Raw genomic sequence first — 18,503 nt, forward strand, 5'->3', positions numbered from 1 at the left:
AGGCGGTTGCTATACATTTGCCAGGATAAACTGACAAATCAGCACTATCTGAATAAGAGTAATCCGTATCCCACCAGCGCCGCCCACAGCAGCATCGGCATGGAATAAAGATGAAAGCGCCACCAGATGCGGCGATCGTTTGCCATACGCAGCGCGATAAGATTGGCCAGCGAACCGGGCAGCAAACCAAAGCCGCCAACGTTTACCGCCCAGGCCAGCAGCGTATCCGGCGGTACATAATTGAGCAGCAAAATGGTCGCGGGCACATTACTGATAAATTGCGACAGACCAATGGCTGTCAACCACAACCCTGGAGGTGACAACTGGCTGGCACTGTTCAGCACCGCGTGCAGCGCAGGCAACTGAATAAGCAGGTGGACATCAATAAACATGGCGATAAACACCAGCAGCAGCGTCCAGTCCACGCTCAGCACTACCCGCCGCGCCAGCAGCAAGAAGCCGATGGCGACAATTGCCAGCCCCCACAACTCCTGTTTCAACTCCAGCGCGGTAATAAAGATTAAGTAGAAACCGAGGCAGCTCCACACCAGACGCGGTTGCCAGTCCGGCGTTTGCACGCCGCTATGGTAGTTAAGCGCCTTTTTCGGAAAACAGAACCAGCACAACACCAAGAGCGTAACCATCATTGCCAGCGCCAGCGGCGCCATCTGCCAGATGAACGCCGGGAAAGAGAGGCCAGAGCGTCCCCAGATAAGAATGTTTTGTGGGTTTCCGATAGGCGTTAATAACGACCCGGCATTTACCGCCAGCGCTTCAAAAATGATCAGCCGGTTAACCGGGATTTCGCACAGTTTCTTCAGCGTGATGGTCAGCGGTACCACAATAAACAGCGCCACATCATTGGTGAGAAAGGTGGAGAGGAGCGCTGCAGCCAGCACCATAAACATCGCCAGCCGACGCTGATGATGAAAACGACGCACCATACGCCGCCCAATCACATCAAAATAACCGCTCAGCTCAACCCCTTTGGTCAGCAGCATCAGGCCGCTGAGGGTAATAATGGTGTGCCAGTCGATCGCACCCGGCCAGTTTTTCGGCGCAAACGGGGCAAAAAAGCACAATGCAAAACCAATAAGCAGTAACAGATGCAGGAAACGGTCGCGCGCCAGGGCGCGGAAGAACGGCATACTCATTCAGGAGGTTGCTCATGTTGCAGGGTGAAGCGACGGAAACACTCCAGCGTTTCCTCGCTGACGTGATGTTCCATACCTTCGGCGTCGCGTCGCGCGATTTCAGGACTGACACCCAGTACCAATAAGAAGCTTTCCACGATTTGGTGACGCTCGCGGCTCTCCTGCGCCAGCCTCTCACCTTCCGCAGTCAAAAAAACGCCGCGCCAGGGAATCTGTTCAATCAAGCCCACCGTTGCCAGTCTTTTTAACATTTTCGCAACCGTCGGTTGTGAAACGCCAAGGCGGGCGGCCATATCCACCTGGCGGGCTTCGCCTACTTCGCGGATCAAATCCGAAATCAGTTCAACATAGTCATCAATCAGTTCGCGACGATGTGCTTCGCGCACCTGACGAAAGCCTTCAACGTGCTCTTCTACATTTACCAGCGTCACTTTTTTTATTGTTTGCTTACCTGCGCGACGGTTCATTGTGCTTCCTCTGAAGGTGTGACACCTGTGCAGCATCATATAAGAGAAGCGCCATTGTAAACCATCCGTGAATCAGCACAAAAAATTAACGTCTTAGCCATAGCTATAGAACATAGCCTGTGCTATATCTGTATGTAATGCGTTCACCCTTCATGGAACGAAGGGCATGAAAATGGCAGGAGGTAACGATGAATGAGTTCAAGAGGTGTATGCGCGTGTTTAGTCACTCTCCCTTTAAAGTCCGTTTAATGCTGCTGAATATGTTGTCCGATATCATTACCGGCAAACCTCAGCAGGACTCCGACAAACCTTCTCACTAATGCGGCGTCGCGGTACGCCGCTTCATTTTTCTGTCACAATCCCCCGTCATACTGGCCAATTCGTCTAAAAATCAGCGTATTTTTGCTGGATTTGCAATCATTCTCTCAAAACAACCGTTTAGCCCCTGTTGACCTTCGACGCGCCTCGCTCTATCTTTGCGCTGCCCTGCACAAATTGCGGCTCGCAGATGCGGACCCCCTCCCCTCTTCACACGCACTGTTCGGCAGGTTTTGACCCTTAACGCCAGGGTGAGCACATGGCGTTTTCATGACAGTAATCTATGAGCTTAATCCTTAAAGAATCCGTTGCCTTTCGCAGCCAGACGCTCAACCCGTGGACGGGTTTCTACTTTTTACAATCGATGTTGATTAACTTCGCTCTGGGTTATGAATTTAGCGTGATGTATGCGGTTCTTTTAACCTGCGCGCTGCTGATCCTCTGGCGTCATGCGCCTCGCGCGCAGAAAACCGTTATCGGGATTATCTCGCTGGTTGCCGCCTGTTATTTCCCCTTTGGTCGGGCATATGGCGCACCAAACTTCAACACGCTGCTGGCGCTGCTGTCGACCAATATGGAAGAGTCGACGGAAATTCTGACTATCTTCCCGTGGTATCACTACGCTATCGGCGTATTCATTTTTGCGCTGGGCGTTATTTCGCTGCGCCGCCGGATAATCGTGCGATCCACGCCGTGGCTGAAATGGGACACGCTGGGCACGATTGTGTGCATCGCGTCTTATTTTATTGGCCCGGTACAAAACCATTTCAAAGGTTACGAATTCAGGATCATTGATACCGGTGTTCCGGTGTTGCGTTTCGTGCGCGATGTGGCGTTCAACTACTATGTTGTTAAAGAAGAACAGAAAAATATGGCCGCGCTCGCCAGTGTGAAAGACACCTGGACTGTGCTGGCGGTAAAACCGAAATACCATACTTACGTGGTGGTGATTGGCGAAAGCGCACGTCGTGACGCGCTGGGCGCCTTTGGCGGCCACTGGAATAACACTCCGTTTGCCAGCCAGGTGAACGGCACGCTGTTTACGGATTACATTTCCGCGAGCGGTTCAACACAAAAATCCCTTGGCCTGACGTTAAACCGCGTGGTAGATGACAAACCGCAGTATCAGGATAATTTTGTCACGCTGGCGAACCGTGCCGGTTTCCAGACCTGGTGGTTTTCTAATCAGGGGCAAATTGGCGAGTACGACACCGCCATCGCCAGTATCGCTAAGCGTGCCGATGAAGTGCAGTTTTTGAAACGTGGTGACTTCGAAGCAGATAAAAACACCCGCGACGAGGATCTGTTAAAACTGACCAATCAGGTCCTGAGCACAAAACGCACCCAGCCGCAGCTGATTGTGCTGCATTTGATGGGCTCGCACCCGCAGGCCTGCGATCGCACCGGCGGCAAGTACAATGAGTTTGTGCAGTCAAAAGAGACTTCCTGCTACCTCTATTCCATCACGCAGACCGATGATTTCCTCGGGAAAATGTATTCGCAACTGGTTAATACCGGCGAAAGTTTTTCGATGGTTTACTTCTCGGATCACGGACTGGCGATTAAAGAACGCGGAAAAGAAGTGCAGTACCTGGCGCACGCCGATACTTTTCAGCAGGACTTCCAGGTGCCATTTATGGTGCTTTCCAGCGACGATACCAAACATCGGGTAATTAAAGCGCGCCGTTCAGCGAACGACTTTTTGAGTTTCTTTTCGCAGTGGACGGGGATCAGCGCAGAGCAGATTAAAAATCCTTACCGTTTTATGTCCGAGCAAAAAGCCGGGCCAGCGTACATTACCAACTTTAAGTTACAGAAAGTTGACTATAACCATCTCGGTACGGATCTCTTCGATACGCGCAGTAAGCGGTAATCTCTGAAGTAAATTGCAGATAAAAAAAATCCGCCCAGTGGGCGGATTTTTTATTATCGCCGAAGCGATTAGAAGCGGTAACCTACGCCGGCAATCCAGGTGCCAACGTCTACGTTACGAATACGGCTCTGCTCGTAGGAGAAGTCCAGAGCAACGTTTTCCATCGGGTTGAACTGCAGACCAGCACCGTAAGAGAAACCGTAGTCGCTGGTATCAGACACTTTAGCGGTGTCTACAGTCTGCTGGAATTTACCGTAACCTACACCCACAACACCGTAGATGCTCGCCCAGTCGTTGATGCGGTAAGCCGGACCTGCGGTGATGCCGTAGTACTGCGCTTTGTTATAAACGCTGCTTTCGGTGCGATCTTTTTCAGTGTAAGTAAAGGAACCGATAACACCCAGCGGGTTGTTGTCCTGCTCGTAGCGATATTTCAGGTTGAAACCGTTAGTTTTGTTAGCAATACCCTGAGCGTCGCTCTGAGCGTAACCGCCAGTTACGGTTGAAGTAGCTGCTACTGCGGAACCTGCAGAAACCGCCAGAAGTGCGGCCAGTGCTGAAAGACATGCAATTTTTTTCATAATCCACCTCAAATGTGCTTCAAGTAAATCCTACGTCCTACGCATTTAAATATATCAAAATTAGTTAAGAAACTCTTTGCGGGAATTGGGGTCTAAAGCGCCATTTGATGTAACAGAAAGTTTCCGTTACTGACCAACCCTTTCAAAAAAAAGCACTTTTCCCGCACAACGCACCATTATGCTGCGTATTTAATGGCACATTCATCCAGATAATTCTTAAATGGATAGGTTAATTAACCATCAGAGGGGAGCTATTCTACGGATTTTTCAGTTACTTTTTTTCAACAAACGCTCAACCAGCCGGGGGTAATTCAAGTAGACTGCCTCTTTTACTTTATTTGACAGAAATTGACGGGAGAAAGGATGCCTGCGCAGTCTCGTAAATTACCGGTTTGGTTGCCGGTGCTCATATTGCTTGTGGCGATGATGTCCATTCAGGGAGGCGCGTCGCTGGCGAAATCACTCTTCCCGCTGGTTGGCGCACCGGGCGTCACCGCGTTGCGTCTCGCACTTGGCACGATTATTTTGGTCGTGGTGTTTAAGCCATGGCGTTTACGTTTTACCCGTGAACAACGTCTGCCGCTGCTGTTTTATGGCCTGTCGCTCGGCGCCATGAACTATATGTTCTATTTATCGATCCAGACGATACCGCTCGGCGTTGCGGTGGCGCTGGAATTTACCGGCCCGCTGGCGGTGGCGCTTTTCGCCTCACGCCGCCCGGTGGATTTCATCTGGGTGATCCTCGCGGTACTTGGCCTCTGGTATCTGCTGCCGCTAGGCGAAAATGTCTCTCATGTTGATCTCACTGGCGCGGCGTTTGCCCTTGGTGCTGGCGCTTGCTGGGCAATCTATATCCTTTCCGGGCAGCGCGCCGGGGAAGAGCATGGCCCGGCAACAGTAGCGCTGGGTTCATTAATTGCGGCGGTAGTTTTTGTGCCGCTTGGCGCGTTCCAGGCGGGGGAAGTGCTGTGGCACTGGTCTGTTCTGCCGCTGGGGATCGCCGTGGCGATTTTATCCACCGCCCTGCCTTACTCGCTGGAAATGATCGCCCTGACGCGCTTACCGACTCGCACATTCGGCACATTGATGAGTATGGAACCGGCGATGGCGGCAATTTCCGGCATGATTTTCCTCGGTGAAACGCTAACATTCCAGCAAGCGCTGGCGCTGGCGGCGATTATTATTGCGTCGATGGGCTCGACACTCACGCTGCGTCGGGAAGCGACAGTCAAAAAAATTGATATCGGCTAAATAACTATTATTTGGCATGAGATCCTTCTTATGCCAAATATCCAACCCCGCCGCAGACATTATTTCTTACTTTTCCCTGCATCCTGCATTAAATAGAATCATTCGCATTTTAAAAATAATAAGTTATTAGAATTATCTTACATTTCATTTGATTAGTTGCGTCATCCTGAAATCCTTTCCTATATTTTATATTCGCTATCGAACTGATAGGTACAGCCAAGACTGTCAGCGAAAATCTGGTGCTATACTTAGTTTCGGTAATTTCCTGGGACACAAACATCAAGAGGATATGAGATTATGAGTACCGCTAAACTGGTTAAAACGAAAGCGTCTAATCTGCTTTATACCCGCAACGATGTATCGGATAGCGATAAAAAAGCGACCATTGAGCTGCTGAATCGCCAGGTGATCCAGTTCATTGACCTGTCTCTGATCACTAAACAGGCCCACTGGAATATGCGCGGTGCTAACTTCATTGCCGTACATGAAATGCTGGATGGCTTCCGTACTGCGCTGGTAACCCACCTTGATACCATGGCAGAACGCGCCGTACAGCTGGGCGGTGTCGCACTGGGCACCACACAGGTGATTAACAGCAAAACCGCGCTGAAAAGCTACCCGCTGGATATCCATAGCGTGCAGGATCACCTCAAAGAACTGGCCGATCGTTACGCGGTAGTTGCCAACGATGTGCGTAACGCCATTGGCGAAGCGAAAGACGAAGATACCGCTGATATCTTCACCGCCGCTTCCCGCGACCTGGATAAATTCTTGTGGTTCATCGAATCCAACATTGAGTAAAACATAAGTTTTGCCTATACGCCCTGCGCCTCACGCGCAGGGTTTTGCACCATTACAGTGCGCATTATTTCCCCTTTACGCCCACAAAGTTATCACTTCGTAATTATCCCATCACAAAACTGTTAATAACTGATTGTTTTCACCCCACGATCTGCGCTAAAAAAAAGCAAAACAGGCCACGCCGCCAGAATGCACCAAAACAGTGACTCAAAATGGTGCGCACGGCTATTGTTGCTACACTTATTGTGCAACCGGGTAAAGGTTCGCCTTTACAAAACAATAGGTTGTAAACCTGGCATGATTTTTTCATACTGCGTTCATTCTCGCAGGGGTTCGTTCCCCGGATACAAAAGGAAAAACTATGAAGTCTGTATTGAAATTTTCCCTGGCTGCACTCGCTCTCGCTTTTGCCGTCTCTTCTCAGGCTGCTGATAAAAAACTGGTTGTCGCCACCGACACTGCGTTCGTTCCTTTCGAATTCAAACAAGGTAACCAATATGTTGGTTTCGACGTGGATCTGTGGGCAGCGATCGCCAAAGAACTGAAACTGGATTACGAACTGAAACCGATGGACTTCAGCGGCATCATTCCTGCGCTGCAAACCAAAAACATCGATCTGGCGCTGGCGGGTATCACCATTACGGAAGAACGTAAAAAAGCCATCGATTTTTCTGACGGCTACTACAAAAGCGGCCTGCTGGTGATGGTGAAAGCCAACAACAACGACGTGAAAAGCGTGAAAGACCTCGATGGTAAAGTGCTGGCAGTGAAGAGCGGCACCGGTTCCGTTGACTACGCGAAAGCGAACATCAAGACCAAAGACCTGCGTCAGTTCCCGAACATCGATAACGCGTATATGGAACTGGGCACTGGCCGCGCTGACGCTGTACTGCACGACACGCCGAACATCCTGTACTTCATCAAAACTGCTGGCAACGGTCAGTTCAAAGCTGTCGGCGACTCTCTGGAAGCGCAGCAGTACGGTATTGCTTTCCCGAAAGGCAGCGATGAACTGCGCGAGAAAGTGAACGGTGCGCTGAAAACGTTGCACGACAACGGCACTTACAACGAAATCTACAAAAAATGGTTCGGCACCGAACCTAAATAATTATTAAAAAATAAAGTGTTACACCTCGGAGGCGGCTTTCGCCTCCGATGCTTTTTGTTAAAACCACGGTATACAGGAACACATCATGCAGTTTGACTGGAGCGCCATCTGGCCCGCCATTCCGCTTTTGCTTGACGGGGCCAAAATGACCTTATGGATCTCAATCCTTGGTCTGGCTGGCGGTATCGTTATCGGCCTGCTGGCCGGTTTAGCCCGTACCTATGGCGGCTGGATTTCTAACCACATCGCACTGGTATTCATCGAAGTTATTCGCGGTACGCCAATCGTCGTTCAGGTGATGTACATTTACTTCGCCTTGCCAATGGCCTTCCCCGATATTCGTATCGACACCTTCAGCGCCGCGGTGATCACCATCATGATCAACTCCGGGGCTTATATCGCCGAAATCACCCGCGGCTCCGTGCTGTCCATCCATAAAGGGTTCAGCGAAGCGGGCCAGGCGCTGGGGCTTTCCCGCGTTGAAACTATCCGCCATGTGATCATGCCGCTGGCGCTGCGTCGCATGCTGCCGCCGCTGGGTAACCAGTTGATCATCAGCATCAAAGACACGTCGCTGTTTATTGTTATCGGCGCAGCCGAATTAACCCGTCAGGGCCAGGAAATCATTGCCGGTAACTTCCGTGCGCTGGAAATCTGGACCGCCGTTGGGGTGATTTATCTGATCATTACCCAGGCGCTGAACATCGTGCTCCGCCGTCTTGAAAAAAGGATGAAAATCCTGTGATTGAATTTAAAAACGTTTCCAAGCACTTCGGTCAAACCCAGGTGCTGCACAATATCGATCTGAACATTACTCAGGGTGAAGTGGTGGTGATTATCGGGCCGTCGGGCTCCGGGAAATCGACGCTGCTGCGCTGCATTAACAAACTGGAAGAGATCACCAGCGGCGATCTGATTGTCGATGGTCTGAAAGTTAACGATCCAAAAGTGGACGAGCGCCTGATCCGCCAGGAAGCGGGCATGGTGTTCCAGCAGTTTTATTTGTTCCCGCACCTGACCGCGCTGGAAAACGTCATGTTTGGCCCGATTCGTGTACGCGGCGCAAAGAAAGAAGACGCAGAAAAACTGGCGAAAGATCTGCTGGCGAAAGTCGGTCTCGCTGAGCGAGGTCACCACTATCCGTCTGAGCTTTCCGGTGGTCAGCAGCAGCGTGTGGCGATTGCCCGCGCGCTGGCAGTCAAACCGAAAATGATGCTGTTTGATGAGCCAACCTCTGCACTCGACCCGGAACTGCGTCACGAAGTGCTGAAAGTGATGCAGGATCTGGCCGAAGAAGGCATGACTATGGTCATCGTGACCCACGAAATCGGCTTCGCCGAGAAAGTGGCCTCACGCCTGATTTTCATCGATAAAGGCCGCATTGCCGAAGATGGCAACCCTCAGCAGCTGATCGAAAATCCGCCGAGCCAGCGCCTGCAGGAATTCCTGCAACACGTCTCCTGATTTACCCCCGCCCCTCCTTGCGGAGGGGCACTCCCCCAGATTCTTCTCAATTCATCGCGGCCGCGGTACGGCATCTATACTTATCATTTTGCTGGACTTTCTCACCGGAGGAGCACATGCCGTGGATCCTGCTATTGATTGGGTTGTGGTGCGCGCCGTTACAGGCTGCGACGATACCCGGCATTACCTCTGCGACAACCACGCCTGCGCCTTCCACGCAAACGAGTGAGCCCAATGTCGAGCAGAAAAAGGCCGCTTATGCCGCACTTGCGGACGTGCTGGAAAACGATGAGTCGCGCAAGGAACTGATCGATCAGCTACGCAAAGTTGCCACCGCGCCAGCACAAGAACCCGTGCCGGAACTCACCCCGCCCGAGGTGAAAGAGCAAAAAACGGTGCTGGAAAACGTAACCGAGGTGAGTGAACATTATGGCAATGCACTGGCATCCCGTTTTGCTCAGCTGTATCGCAATATCACCGGTTCGCCCCACAAAGCCTTTAACCCGCAGACCTTCAGCAACGCCGCCAGTCACTTCCTGCTACTGGCCGCGCTGGTTTTTGCTTTCTGGTTTCTTGTTCGCTTAGCGGTATCGCCGCTGTATCGCAAAATGGGCGCCTGGGGACGGCGTAAAAACCGCGACCGCAGTAACTGGTTACAACTGCCCTCAATGATTATCGGCGCGTTTATTATCGACCTGATGCTGCTGGCGTTAACAATATTTGTCGGTCAGTTGCTTAGCGCGAACCTTAACGCAGGCAACAGTACCATTGCCTTTCAACAAAGCCTGTTCCTGAACGCCTTTGCGCTGATTGAGTTTTTTAAAGCGATTTTGCGGCTGATTTTCTGCCCGCGTATTGCCGATCTGCGCCCATTTCGCATTACCGATGAAACCGCTCGCTACTGGCATATGCGTCTGAGTGCGCTGAGCAGCCTGATTGGCTACGGTTTGCTGGTTGCAGTGCCGATTATTTCCAATCAGGTAAACGTGCAGTTTGGCGCGCTGGCGAATGTGGTGATCATGCTCTGCATTACCGTATGGGCGCTGTACCTTATTTTTCATAATAAGCGGCAAATTCAGCACAACTTAATTGTGCTGGCGGATCACTCGCTGGCCTTTTTTAGCTTGTTTATCCGCGCGTTTGCGTTGATCTGGCACTGGCTCGCCAGCGCTTACTTTATTGTGTTGTTTTTCTTTTCGCTGTTTGATCCCGGTAACAGCCTGAAATTCATGATGGGTGCCACGGTCAATAGCCTGGCGATTCTGAGCATTGCTGCGTTTCTTTCTGGCGTATTGTCGCGCTGGTTGAATAAGACCATCACCCTGTCGCCACAGGTACAGCGCAACTATCCCGAACTGCAAAAACGGCTCAATGGCTGGCTCTCGGCGTCGTTAAAAGCCGCACGGATTCTGGTGGTTTGCGCAACCATCATGCTGCTGCTGAACGCCTGGGGGCTGTTTGATGTCTGGCACTGGCTGAATTACGGTGCGGGCGAGAAAACCGTCGATATCCTCATCCGTATTGCCTTGATCCTCTTCTTCTCCGCCGTGGGCTGGACCCTGCTTGCCAGTATTATTGAAAACCGGCTGGCGTCGGATATTCACGGTCGCCCGCTGCCAAGCGCGCGCACCCGCACACTGCTGACGCTGTTTCGCAATGCGCTGGCAGTGGTGATAAGTACCATAACGGTGATGATTGTGCTGTCGGAAATTGGCGTGAATATCGCGCCATTGCTGGCCGGGGCCGGGGCGCTCGGGCTGGCTATCTCGTTTGGCTCGCAAACGCTGGTGAAAGATATTATCACCGGCATTTTTATCCAGTTTGAAAACGGCATGAACACCGGGGATTTGGTCACTATCGGCCCGCTAACCGGCACCGTAGAGCGAATGTCGATTCGCTCCGTTGGCGTACGTCAGGATACTGGTGCGTACCACATTATTCCGTGGTCATCGATCACCACTTTCGCCAATTTTGTGCGCGGCATTGGCTCGGTGGTGGCGAATTACGACGTAAATCGCCAGGAGGATACCGATAAAGCGAATCAGGCGTTAAAAGATGCCGTGGCAGAACTGATGGAGCAGGAGGAGATCCGCGGCTTGATTATCGGCGAGCCGTCTTTTGCCGGGCTGGTCGGACTGACCAACACGGCATTCACGCTTCGCGTCACCTGCACGACCCTGCCGCTGAAACAGTGGACAGTGCGTTTTGCCCTCGACACGATGGTGAAAAAGCATTTCGACCGTGCAGGCGTGCGCCCGCCGGTGCAGACATACCAGATGTTACCAGCGCCGGAAAGCGCAGCACCGACAGTTTTACCCGCCAGCCCGCCACCGCCGGCAGAACCTACCCTTTAAAACGCGTCTGCGCCCAGCGTTTACGCTGGGCCTCATCGAGAAACGTCCAGGCGATAAAACGGCTCTGCTTCTGGCCCTGCGCCATCTCTTTTTTCATCACTTTCACGGCGCCGGCCTGGGTCAAGGCGCGATACAGCTCGGGCAGATTATCGCCGCGAGACACCAGCGAGGTAAACCACAACACCTGGCGCGCAAACTGTTGGCTTTCAGCAATCATCTTGCTGATAAAAGCCACTTCGCCGCCTTCGCACCACAACTCCTGCTGCTGGCCACCAAAGTTGGCCGCATCGTTAACCGACTGGCCCAGATTGCGACGCTTGCGCTCACTGCCAGCCTGCGCGCTTTGCGCGGAATCATGAAACGGTGGGTTGCAGAGAACCGCATCGTACTGCTCATTTTTATGAATAATACCAGTGAGAACAGACGCCGGATCTTTCTGTCGACGCAACCGTACCGCACGGCTCAACCCAGGGTTGGCGTTGATGATCGCCTGTGCGCTGGCAAAGGCCTGATCGTGAACTTCGCTGCCGGTAAAACGCCAGCCGTATTCATGCGCGCCAATCAGCGGATAGATGCAGTTGGCACCAGTGCCAATATCCAGCACGCTGGCCTGCGTCGGCACCTTGCCGTCGTTGCTTTCCGCCAGCACATCCGCCAGATGGTGAACGTAATCCGCACGCCCCGGCACTGGCGGGCAGAGGAAACCGTCGGGAATATCCCATTCGCGCACGCCATAGAATTGTGCCAGCAGCGCTTTGTTCAGGGCTTTAACTGCCTGCGGATCGGCAAAATTGATGGTCGTCTCACCGTTCGGGTTAGTGGTAAGAAACGCGCGCAGTGACGGGTTCACGGCGCACAGCGCGTCGAGATCGTAGCGGCTGTGGTGGCGGTTACGCGGGTGCAGACCCGGCTTCTGGGCATTCATGGCATTCTCCTGTTAGCAGCGGCGTAAGATACCCGTTGACGATGGTCGGGTAAATAAGTGAGGCTGAAGAATCTGTTTTTTAACGACCGGAAAGCGCTATGTATTTTTATGAACCTGCAAAAGGTCATGGTCTACCCCATGATCCCCTGAATGCCATTATTGGCCCGCGCCCCATCGGCTGGATCGCCTCGCTGGATGGGCAGGGCCGACGGAACCTCGCCCCATATAGTTTTTTTAACTGCTTTAATTATCGCCCGCCGATTATTGGCTTCGCCAGCAGCGGCTGGAAAGACAGCGTACGTAATATTACGGAAAGCAAAGAGTTCGTCTGGAATCTGACAACACGCGCACTGGCCGTACCCATGAATGAAACGTCCGCTTCGTTACCACACGGCGAAGATGAGTTTGCCCGTGCGGGTCTGACGCCCGCAGCCAGCCGGGTCATCAAAACGCCACGCGTGGCGGAAAGCCCGGTCAACTTCGAATGCCGCCTCTCGCAGTGTATTCAATTGACCGCCGCCGACGGGACGCCGGTTGATAGCTGGCTGGTGCTCGGTGAAGTGGTTGCCGTGCATATTGATGAGACGTTGCTGGAAAACGGCATCTACCAGACGGCAAAAGCAGAGCCGGTGCTGCGTGCGGGTGGCCCTTCAGCCTACTACGGCATTAGCGAAGCGCAGCGTTTCGATTTGACGCGCCCGGATAACCGCTAGCCTCTTCGCCGGGCAACGATTTTACCGTTCGCCCGGCCCGACATCAGCGCCGCCGGGCAGTTTGCTATAATTATGGTTTTAGCCCGGGAGAACACATTATGGCTTCAGGTTGGGCAAATGATGGCGCAGTTCAGCAGCAAATCGACAGTACCATTGACGATGCCGTCGCACGTGCGCGCAGCGGTTTACCATCCGGCGAAAGTTTAAAGGTTTGCGAAGAGTGCGGTGAGCCAATTCCGGAAGCACGGCGTAAAGCGATTCCCGGGGTACGCTTGTGCATCACCTGTCAGCAGGAGAAAGATTTACATAACTCCACATTTTCAGGATATAATCGCAGAGGTTCGAAAGACAGCCAGCTACGTTGACCTTTCCTGACGTGTGTAACCAGCGCAAGCGGTTGCCTTTACTTCCATAAAATCCCGCCCTGAACGTAGCAAAATGTGCCGCCAAAATGGATGCCAGTCCGGGCGGTGGGAAAATGCGTTGTTTGCATCCTTAAATCGATTTAAATTCAATAAATTAATCTTTATTCAATTTTTTAGAATAAGGCCGTCAATTCTCTTCGGTTTTATCTCCCGCCAAAAACCGTGATACTCATCACATCGACGGAACATTGTTCCCCAAACAGAATAACCTGCGAGAGATTAACTATGAAAACCATTAAATATGCTGTTGCTGCTATCGCGCTGTCTACCCTCTCTTTCGGTGCTTTCGCGGCACAATCAGTCACCACTGCTCAGGCAGAGAATCTGAATAAAATCGGTGTTGTTTCCGCTGAAGGCGCGACCACGCTGGACGGTCTGGAAGCCAAACTGGCCGAGAAAGCACAAGCCGCTGGCGCCACGGGCTACAGCATCACGTCCGCGACAGGCAATAACAAACTGAGCGGCACCGCGGTTATCTACAAATAACCGAAAACCGTGTTTTACCCCCGGCATATTAACCCTCTGCCTGGGTGCTCCACCCTCATTAACCCTGTTGTTACCCTGTTTTGCCCGTCCAGAAATGTGACGGGCTTTTTTTATCAGAAGTTTTGCGCAACCCGCGCCAGCCCCTCTTCCAGTGTCGCCACTTCACCTGTCGCCACCAGGCAGCAAGCAAGCTGAATTTTGAGCGACTCCGGCACTGCTTCACTTCCCGCAAGGCAGCGCTCTGTCCAGCGCGCAGTGCTTTCCGCATCTTTCGCAGCACCGTCACTTACCGGCGCTACCGCATCATCACGGGCATAAAGCACGCGTTCGCCCTGCGCATCAATCAGGTTGATTTGCGGGCATCGTTGCGGGTTGGCATAAACTTCCCCTTCCGTGCCATGCATCAACAGCCCGCGTCCACCAATATCAGCAAAGAATTTCCCCACCCGCGTGATGTATTCCGGGTGCGAAACGCTGGATAAACGCAGCGCGGCGTCTTTTTCAAACGGCGTAGCCAGCTTCGCCAGCGTGTGCGCGCTGTTACGCACACCCATCCGCCAGCGCATCGCCAGCTGTTTTTCCAGCGGCGGGCAGAGTACGCTCACTGGAATATAGACCGGGTGATGCCCCTCCAGCTTCGCCTGCGCCTGGCCGGCATGCAGCGTGGCATCGATCCCCAGCAGTTTGAAAATGCTCTCCGTCACCACGCGCGTTGGATCTTCAGTAACGCCATGGACCACCACCGGAAAACCGAGTTTGTTGAGCAAAATTGCCAGCAGCGGCGTCAGGTTCGCCTGCTTGCGCGCGCCGTTATAGCTGGGGATCACAATCGGCATCGGCTTTGCGACCGGCGGCGTCAGTTTCAGGGTGTGCTGCTGCATCGCCTCGTAAAAGCCGAGCATTTCCGCTTCCCCTTCCCCTTTAATACGCAGGGCAATCAAAATGCCGCCCATCTCCAGATCCGGCACTTCACCCTTCAGCATCTGCGAGTACAGACCACGAGCGGTATCGAAATCCAGATCGCGGGCGTGGTTTTTCCCACGACCAATTTCTTTAATGATTTTGCGGTAATCCATAGCGACTCCTTGCGGGCTCACATCGTTAACGGCGTTTGCGACGCTTCTGTTCTGCTTTTTTCACAGGTTTCTTCACTATAACGTCCGGCATTGCCGGTTGTGAAATAGGAAACACAGGTAGCGCGTCGAGCAGCCGTTTACCGTAGTTTTTAGTTAGCAACCGTTTATCGTAAATCACCACTTCGCCACGACAACTGTGGCTGCGAATAAGCCGCCCCACTTGCTGAATAAGGTTAAACGATGCGCTGGGCAGGCTCTGTACTTCAAAAGGATAGCGATTCAGGCTTTTCAGCCACTCGCCTTCGGTGATCACCACCGGGCTGTCGATAGGTGGAAAAGCGATTTTATGGATGTGGACCTGCGTCAGGTAATCGCCTTTGAGATCCAACCCTTCAGCGAATGACTGCAAGCCCACCAGCACACTGCGCTCGCCATTATCGATACGTTTACGGTGCAGTTCCACCAGCCGATAGCGCGGCTGATCGCCCTGTACCAGCAGCAATAAACGCAAGTCCGCGACATAGGTTAAAAACAGCTGCATCGCGCGCTGGCTGGCGAACAGCACCAGCATCCCGGGATGCGCTTTACTCTCAACCTGCTCGCGAAACCAGGTCGCCATTTCCGCAATATGCTGCTCTTCGTTTGCCATCAGTGGCTCGTAGCGCATCTGCGGAATAACAATTTTTCCCTGCTCAACATGGTTGAACGGCGAATCAAGCGTGACAAAGCGATCCCCGGCTTTCTCTTTTAAACCACTCATCTCCTGCAGACGATTAAAACTGTTCAGCGAACGTAACGTCGCCGAGGTCACCACAATGTGCGGTACGCTGCGCCAGAGCAGCTTTTCTAACTGATCGCTTACGCGAATCCCCACGCAATGGAACAGTAGATGCAACTGCCCGTCACGCGCCTCGCGGGTAACCCATTTGGTCACCGGCGCACCGGACGCCTGCGCCATTGAGGCCAGCCGCCAGAGTTTACTCTGACTTTCGAACATACCCAGCGCGCGGTTCATCTGCAAAATAACCCGGTGCAAACGCACAATGTCGTGGCTGCCCGTCTTCTCGCTTAAATCATTCAGAAACAGCTCTGCCAGCCCGCGCAGCATCTCCGTCAGTTTTGCCAGCCGCTGGCAAATCTCCATCACTTCATCGGGCAGTTCCCCCATTGCAAAGCGATATTCCGCCTCCTGGCCCGCCGGAAGGTAAAGGTTGAGAATGTTGTTAAGCGACGCGATGAGCGCGTAAAGCTCCTCGCAATGGGCGTTGAGCCGCTCTGGTGTCGCCAGCGGCGGCAGCGTTTTCGGGCGAAACTGCTCAAGGCAGGTCGCCACCAGTTTGGTGAACAGATCGAGCTGAAGCTGATACCAGGGGGCGGTGATTTCCGCCGTCATCTCCAGCGCGTCGCGCGCCACGTCCGGCAAATGGTGGCCTTCATCGAGCACCAGCAACAGGTTTTTTGGCTCCGGTAGCACCGCTTCGCTCTCCATCGCCGCCATCACCAGCGCGTGGTTGGCGACCACCACTTCCGCTTCCTGGATTTCGCGGCGTGCGACAAAAAAGGGGCATTCGCGGTAGTAGTGGCAATTACGGTTCAGGCAGCTGGCTTTATCGGTGCTGAGCCGTCGCCACAAATCATCGCTAATCGCCTTGTCAGTGTGATCGCGCAGGCCATCCCACTTGTAGCTGTCGAGATCCGCTTTCAGCGCCGCGCAACGTTTCTGCTCTTCCTGGTTACCCGGCGTCAGTTCATCGTCCAGAAACGCCAGCAGATCCTGCTGGTTCGGCTCGCTGCTTGCCAGCGCCGCCAGGTTGCGCGGACAAACATAGCGCCCACGGCCAAACGCGGCGGTAAAGCGTAAATCCGGGATGATTTTGCGCAGTAGCGGCAGATCTTTACTGAAGATCTGATCCTGCAACGCCACGTTCGCGGTGCTGACCACCAGCGTTTTTTGCTCTTCACGCGCGATGGCGATGCCCGGAATTAAGTAAGAGAGCGTTTTCCCCACGCCGGTTGGCGCTTCAATCGCCAGATGACGCCCTTCATCCCCCGCCAGCGTTTTCGCCACGTCAGCAATCATCTGCCGCTGCGGCGCGCGGGGAATAAAGTCCGGGATCTGTTGTTGCAACGCCTTATACCAGGCGGCGATCTGCGCTTTTAGCGCGGCGGTAAGGGCCATGAGGAAACCTGAAACACTGTATAAACAGCCACTATTGTGGCATTTTTAGCGCCCGTAGGGTAACCCTTTTTGCCATGCCGGAAGCGCGCCCGCATATCCTGTGCGTCATCATTCTGATACAGGATATTTTTCACAACGCCGATCACAAATTGGCAGATCCAATCACCATTGCCGTTGAGGTCGCGTTGATCATTTATTCAGGCAATGCTAGTTTTTACCTGCATTACGCTTGTTACCGAATATCGGGCAAAACCTAAATGCAGAGAATGAGGGCGACATCCGCTCGCTGCTGTATTTACGTTTTGCCCGTTTTTGTTTGCAGGAGTTGGCGATGCTGGTCAAACAAATATTAAATAATAACGTTGTCAGCGCCATTGATGAGCATGGCCTTGAGGTTATTCTGACCGGGCGCGGCTTAGGGTTTAATACCCAAAGCGGTGCCCGCGTCGATGCGCAAGCCATCGAAAAAATATTCCATTTGCAGGACTCACAAGTCTCCGCACGTTTTAAAGATCTGGTCAGCGAAGTGCCGGTGGAAATAGTGCAACTCACCGCCGATATTGTTGCGCTGGCACGATCTGCGCTTGCGCATAAATTAAGTGAAGGCCTGTACGTTACGCTGGCCGATCACCTGCACTTTGCGCTACAACGCACAGAAAAAAATGAAGTTTTGCCTAATCCGTTAGAGTGGGAAGTGCGCCATTTTTATACCGAAGAGTATGCCATTGGCCGCCAGGCGCTTGGCATGATTGTCGCGCGTACCGGCACACTATTACCCGACAGTGAAGCCTGTAGTATTGCGCTGCATATTGTGAATGCCGGGCTGAACGATACGATGGGTAAAACCACAAAAATTACACGGCTTATTTATCAGTTACAGAATATCGTTAAATACTTTTTCACCCTGCCGCTCGACGAGCACAGTCTGAATTATCAGCGTTTCATTACCCATTTAAAATTTTTCGCCCAACGGGTGATTGATGGTGTGGTGTTAAATAATGACGACGAAGAGTTATTCGCTATGGTGCAGCGTCGTTATCAAACCACCCTGAAATGCGTTGACGCGATTAACGAATTTGTCGGCAAAAATTATCACCACACGATGAGCAATTCGGAAAAACTTTACCTGACCGTGCATATCGAAAATGTGGTACAGCGGACAGAGTCGTAAGGTAACAACGTCGCGCCTGCGACCCGAAGTATGACGTGTATGAATTCTTTCCAGGCTTGTTACTGTTAAATCAGGCAAACCCCAGAAGAACAAAGCACCGGTGAGTACCGGTAATTGTTATGGCACCTGCCACGCAGGTGTCAGTCTGGAGGAATGA

At 52.7% G+C, this 18,503-nt stretch carries 18 protein-coding genes; 12 read left to right on the forward strand and 6 right to left on the reverse strand.

Features of this window, described 5'->3' with window-relative positions; all coding sequences use genetic code 11:
* Positions 1 to 44: 44 nt before the first annotated feature.
* Together RT644_RS11245 and mntR are read right to left on the reverse strand one after the other, a co-directional pair.
* Positions 45 to 1,154: an anion transporter gene (locus RT644_RS11245; RefSeq protein ID WP_045506455.1), complete on the reverse strand. Its 1,110-nt coding sequence runs from the start codon at positions 1,152 to 1,154 to the stop codon at positions 45 to 47.
* Entirely contained in the window at positions 1,151 to 1,621 is a 471-nt protein-coding gene (mntR, locus tag RT644_RS11250) for a manganese-binding transcriptional regulator MntR (RefSeq protein ID WP_020457134.1), read from the reverse strand. The genes RT644_RS11245 and mntR overlap by 4 nt, the downstream gene beginning before the upstream one ends.
* Positions 1,622 to 1,809: 188 nt before the next feature.
* Here mntR and mntS point away from each other — a divergent pair, with 188 nt between their 5' ends.
* A complete protein-coding gene (mntS, locus tag RT644_RS11255) occupies positions 1,810 to 1,941 on the forward strand; it encodes a manganase accumulation protein MntS (protein ID WP_045506449.1) in 132 nt (43 codons plus the stop codon).
* 281 nt (positions 1,942 to 2,222) lie between these two features.
* Positions 2,223 to 3,812, forward strand: a complete 1,590-nt coding sequence (locus RT644_RS11260; protein WP_020457132.1) for a phosphoethanolamine transferase — start codon at positions 2,223 to 2,225, stop codon at positions 3,810 to 3,812.
* Between the two features lie 68 nt (positions 3,813 to 3,880).
* On the opposite strand, the gene ompX is transcribed toward RT644_RS11260, so the two are convergent.
* Entirely contained in the window at positions 3,881 to 4,393 is a 513-nt protein-coding gene (gene ompX / locus RT644_RS11265) for an outer membrane protein OmpX (RefSeq protein WP_020457131.1), read from the reverse strand.
* A gap of 363 nt (positions 4,394 to 4,756) precedes the next feature.
* Here ompX and rhtA point away from each other — a divergent pair, with 363 nt between their 5' ends.
* From rhtA to ybiO, 6 genes are all read left to right on the forward strand, one after another.
* The gene (gene rhtA / locus RT644_RS11270; RefSeq protein WP_313626692.1) at positions 4,757 to 5,644 is read left to right on the forward strand and encodes a threonine/homoserine exporter RhtA; all 888 of its coding nucleotides are present in this window, start codon (positions 4,757 to 4,759) and stop codon (positions 5,642 to 5,644) included.
* 297 nt (positions 5,645 to 5,941) lie between these two features.
* The gene (dps, locus tag RT644_RS11275; protein ID WP_020457129.1) at positions 5,942 to 6,445 is read left to right on the forward strand and encodes a DNA starvation/stationary phase protection protein Dps; all 504 of its coding nucleotides are present in this window, start codon (positions 5,942 to 5,944) and stop codon (positions 6,443 to 6,445) included.
* 361 nt (positions 6,446 to 6,806) lie between these two features.
* Positions 6,807 to 7,553: a glutamine ABC transporter substrate-binding protein GlnH gene (gene glnH, locus RT644_RS11280; protein ID WP_020457128.1), complete on the forward strand. Its 747-nt coding sequence runs from the start codon at positions 6,807 to 6,809 to the stop codon at positions 7,551 to 7,553.
* Positions 7,554 to 7,638: 85 nt separating this feature from the next.
* A complete protein-coding gene (gene glnP, locus RT644_RS11285; RefSeq protein ID WP_017456022.1) occupies positions 7,639 to 8,298 on the forward strand; it encodes a glutamine ABC transporter permease GlnP in 660 nt (219 codons plus the stop codon).
* Positions 8,295 to 9,017 (forward strand): glutamine ABC transporter ATP-binding protein GlnQ, encoded by a 723-nt coding sequence (gene glnQ, locus RT644_RS11290; RefSeq protein WP_017456021.1) that lies wholly within the window; start codon positions 8,295 to 8,297, stop codon positions 9,015 to 9,017. The genes glnP and glnQ overlap by 4 nt, the downstream gene beginning before the upstream one ends.
* Positions 9,018 to 9,133: 116 nt before the next feature.
* Positions 9,134 to 11,371, forward strand: coding sequence for a mechanosensitive channel protein (gene ybiO / locus RT644_RS11295; protein ID WP_313626694.1), 2,238 nt, complete (start codon positions 9,134 to 9,136; stop codon positions 11,369 to 11,371).
* Here the strand turns inward: ybiO and rlmF are convergent.
* On the reverse strand, positions 11,361 to 12,296 hold the full coding sequence (gene rlmF / locus RT644_RS11300; protein ID WP_313626696.1) for a 23S rRNA (adenine(1618)-N(6))-methyltransferase RlmF: 936 nt from the start codon (positions 12,294 to 12,296) through the stop codon (positions 11,361 to 11,363). The two genes, ybiO and rlmF, sit on opposite strands and share 11 nt — an antisense overlap.
* A 98-nt stretch (positions 12,297 to 12,394) precedes the next feature.
* Here rlmF and RT644_RS11305 point away from each other — a divergent pair, with 98 nt between their 5' ends.
* From RT644_RS11305 to ybiJ, 3 genes are all read left to right on the forward strand, one after another.
* Positions 12,395 to 13,009, forward strand: a complete 615-nt coding sequence (locus RT644_RS11305) for a flavin reductase family protein (RefSeq protein WP_097406867.1) — start codon at positions 12,395 to 12,397, stop codon at positions 13,007 to 13,009.
* A gap of 98 nt (positions 13,010 to 13,107) precedes the next feature.
* Positions 13,108 to 13,374, forward strand: coding sequence for a DksA/TraR family C4-type zinc finger protein (locus tag RT644_RS11310; protein ID WP_020457124.1), 267 nt, complete (start codon positions 13,108 to 13,110; stop codon positions 13,372 to 13,374).
* Between the two features lie 285 nt (positions 13,375 to 13,659).
* A complete protein-coding gene (gene ybiJ, locus RT644_RS11315; RefSeq protein WP_045506432.1) occupies positions 13,660 to 13,920 on the forward strand; it encodes a DUF1471 family protein YbiJ in 261 nt (86 codons plus the stop codon).
* Between the two features lie 113 nt (positions 13,921 to 14,033).
* On the opposite strand, the gene ybiB is transcribed toward ybiJ, so the two are convergent.
* Both ybiB and dinG read right to left on the reverse strand, forming a co-directional pair.
* Entirely contained in the window at positions 14,034 to 14,996 is a 963-nt protein-coding gene (gene ybiB, locus RT644_RS11320; RefSeq protein ID WP_313626698.1) for a DNA-binding protein YbiB, read from the reverse strand.
* A 25-nt stretch (positions 14,997 to 15,021) separates the two neighbouring features.
* Positions 15,022 to 17,175 (reverse strand): ATP-dependent DNA helicase DinG, encoded by a 2,154-nt coding sequence (dinG, locus tag RT644_RS11325; protein ID WP_313626699.1) that lies wholly within the window; start codon positions 17,173 to 17,175, stop codon positions 15,022 to 15,024.
* A 331-nt stretch (positions 17,176 to 17,506) separates the two neighbouring features.
* Between dinG and licT the strand changes: the two genes are divergently transcribed.
* Entirely contained in the window at positions 17,507 to 18,346 is an 840-nt protein-coding gene (gene licT, locus RT644_RS11330; protein ID WP_020457119.1) for a BglG family transcription antiterminator LicT, read from the forward strand.
* Positions 18,347 to 18,503: the final 157 nt, after the last annotated feature.

Source organism: Kosakonia sp. (genome assembly GCF_032104925.1).
In the GTDB taxonomy this organism is placed as follows: Bacteria; Pseudomonadota; Gammaproteobacteria; order Enterobacterales; family Enterobacteriaceae; genus Kosakonia.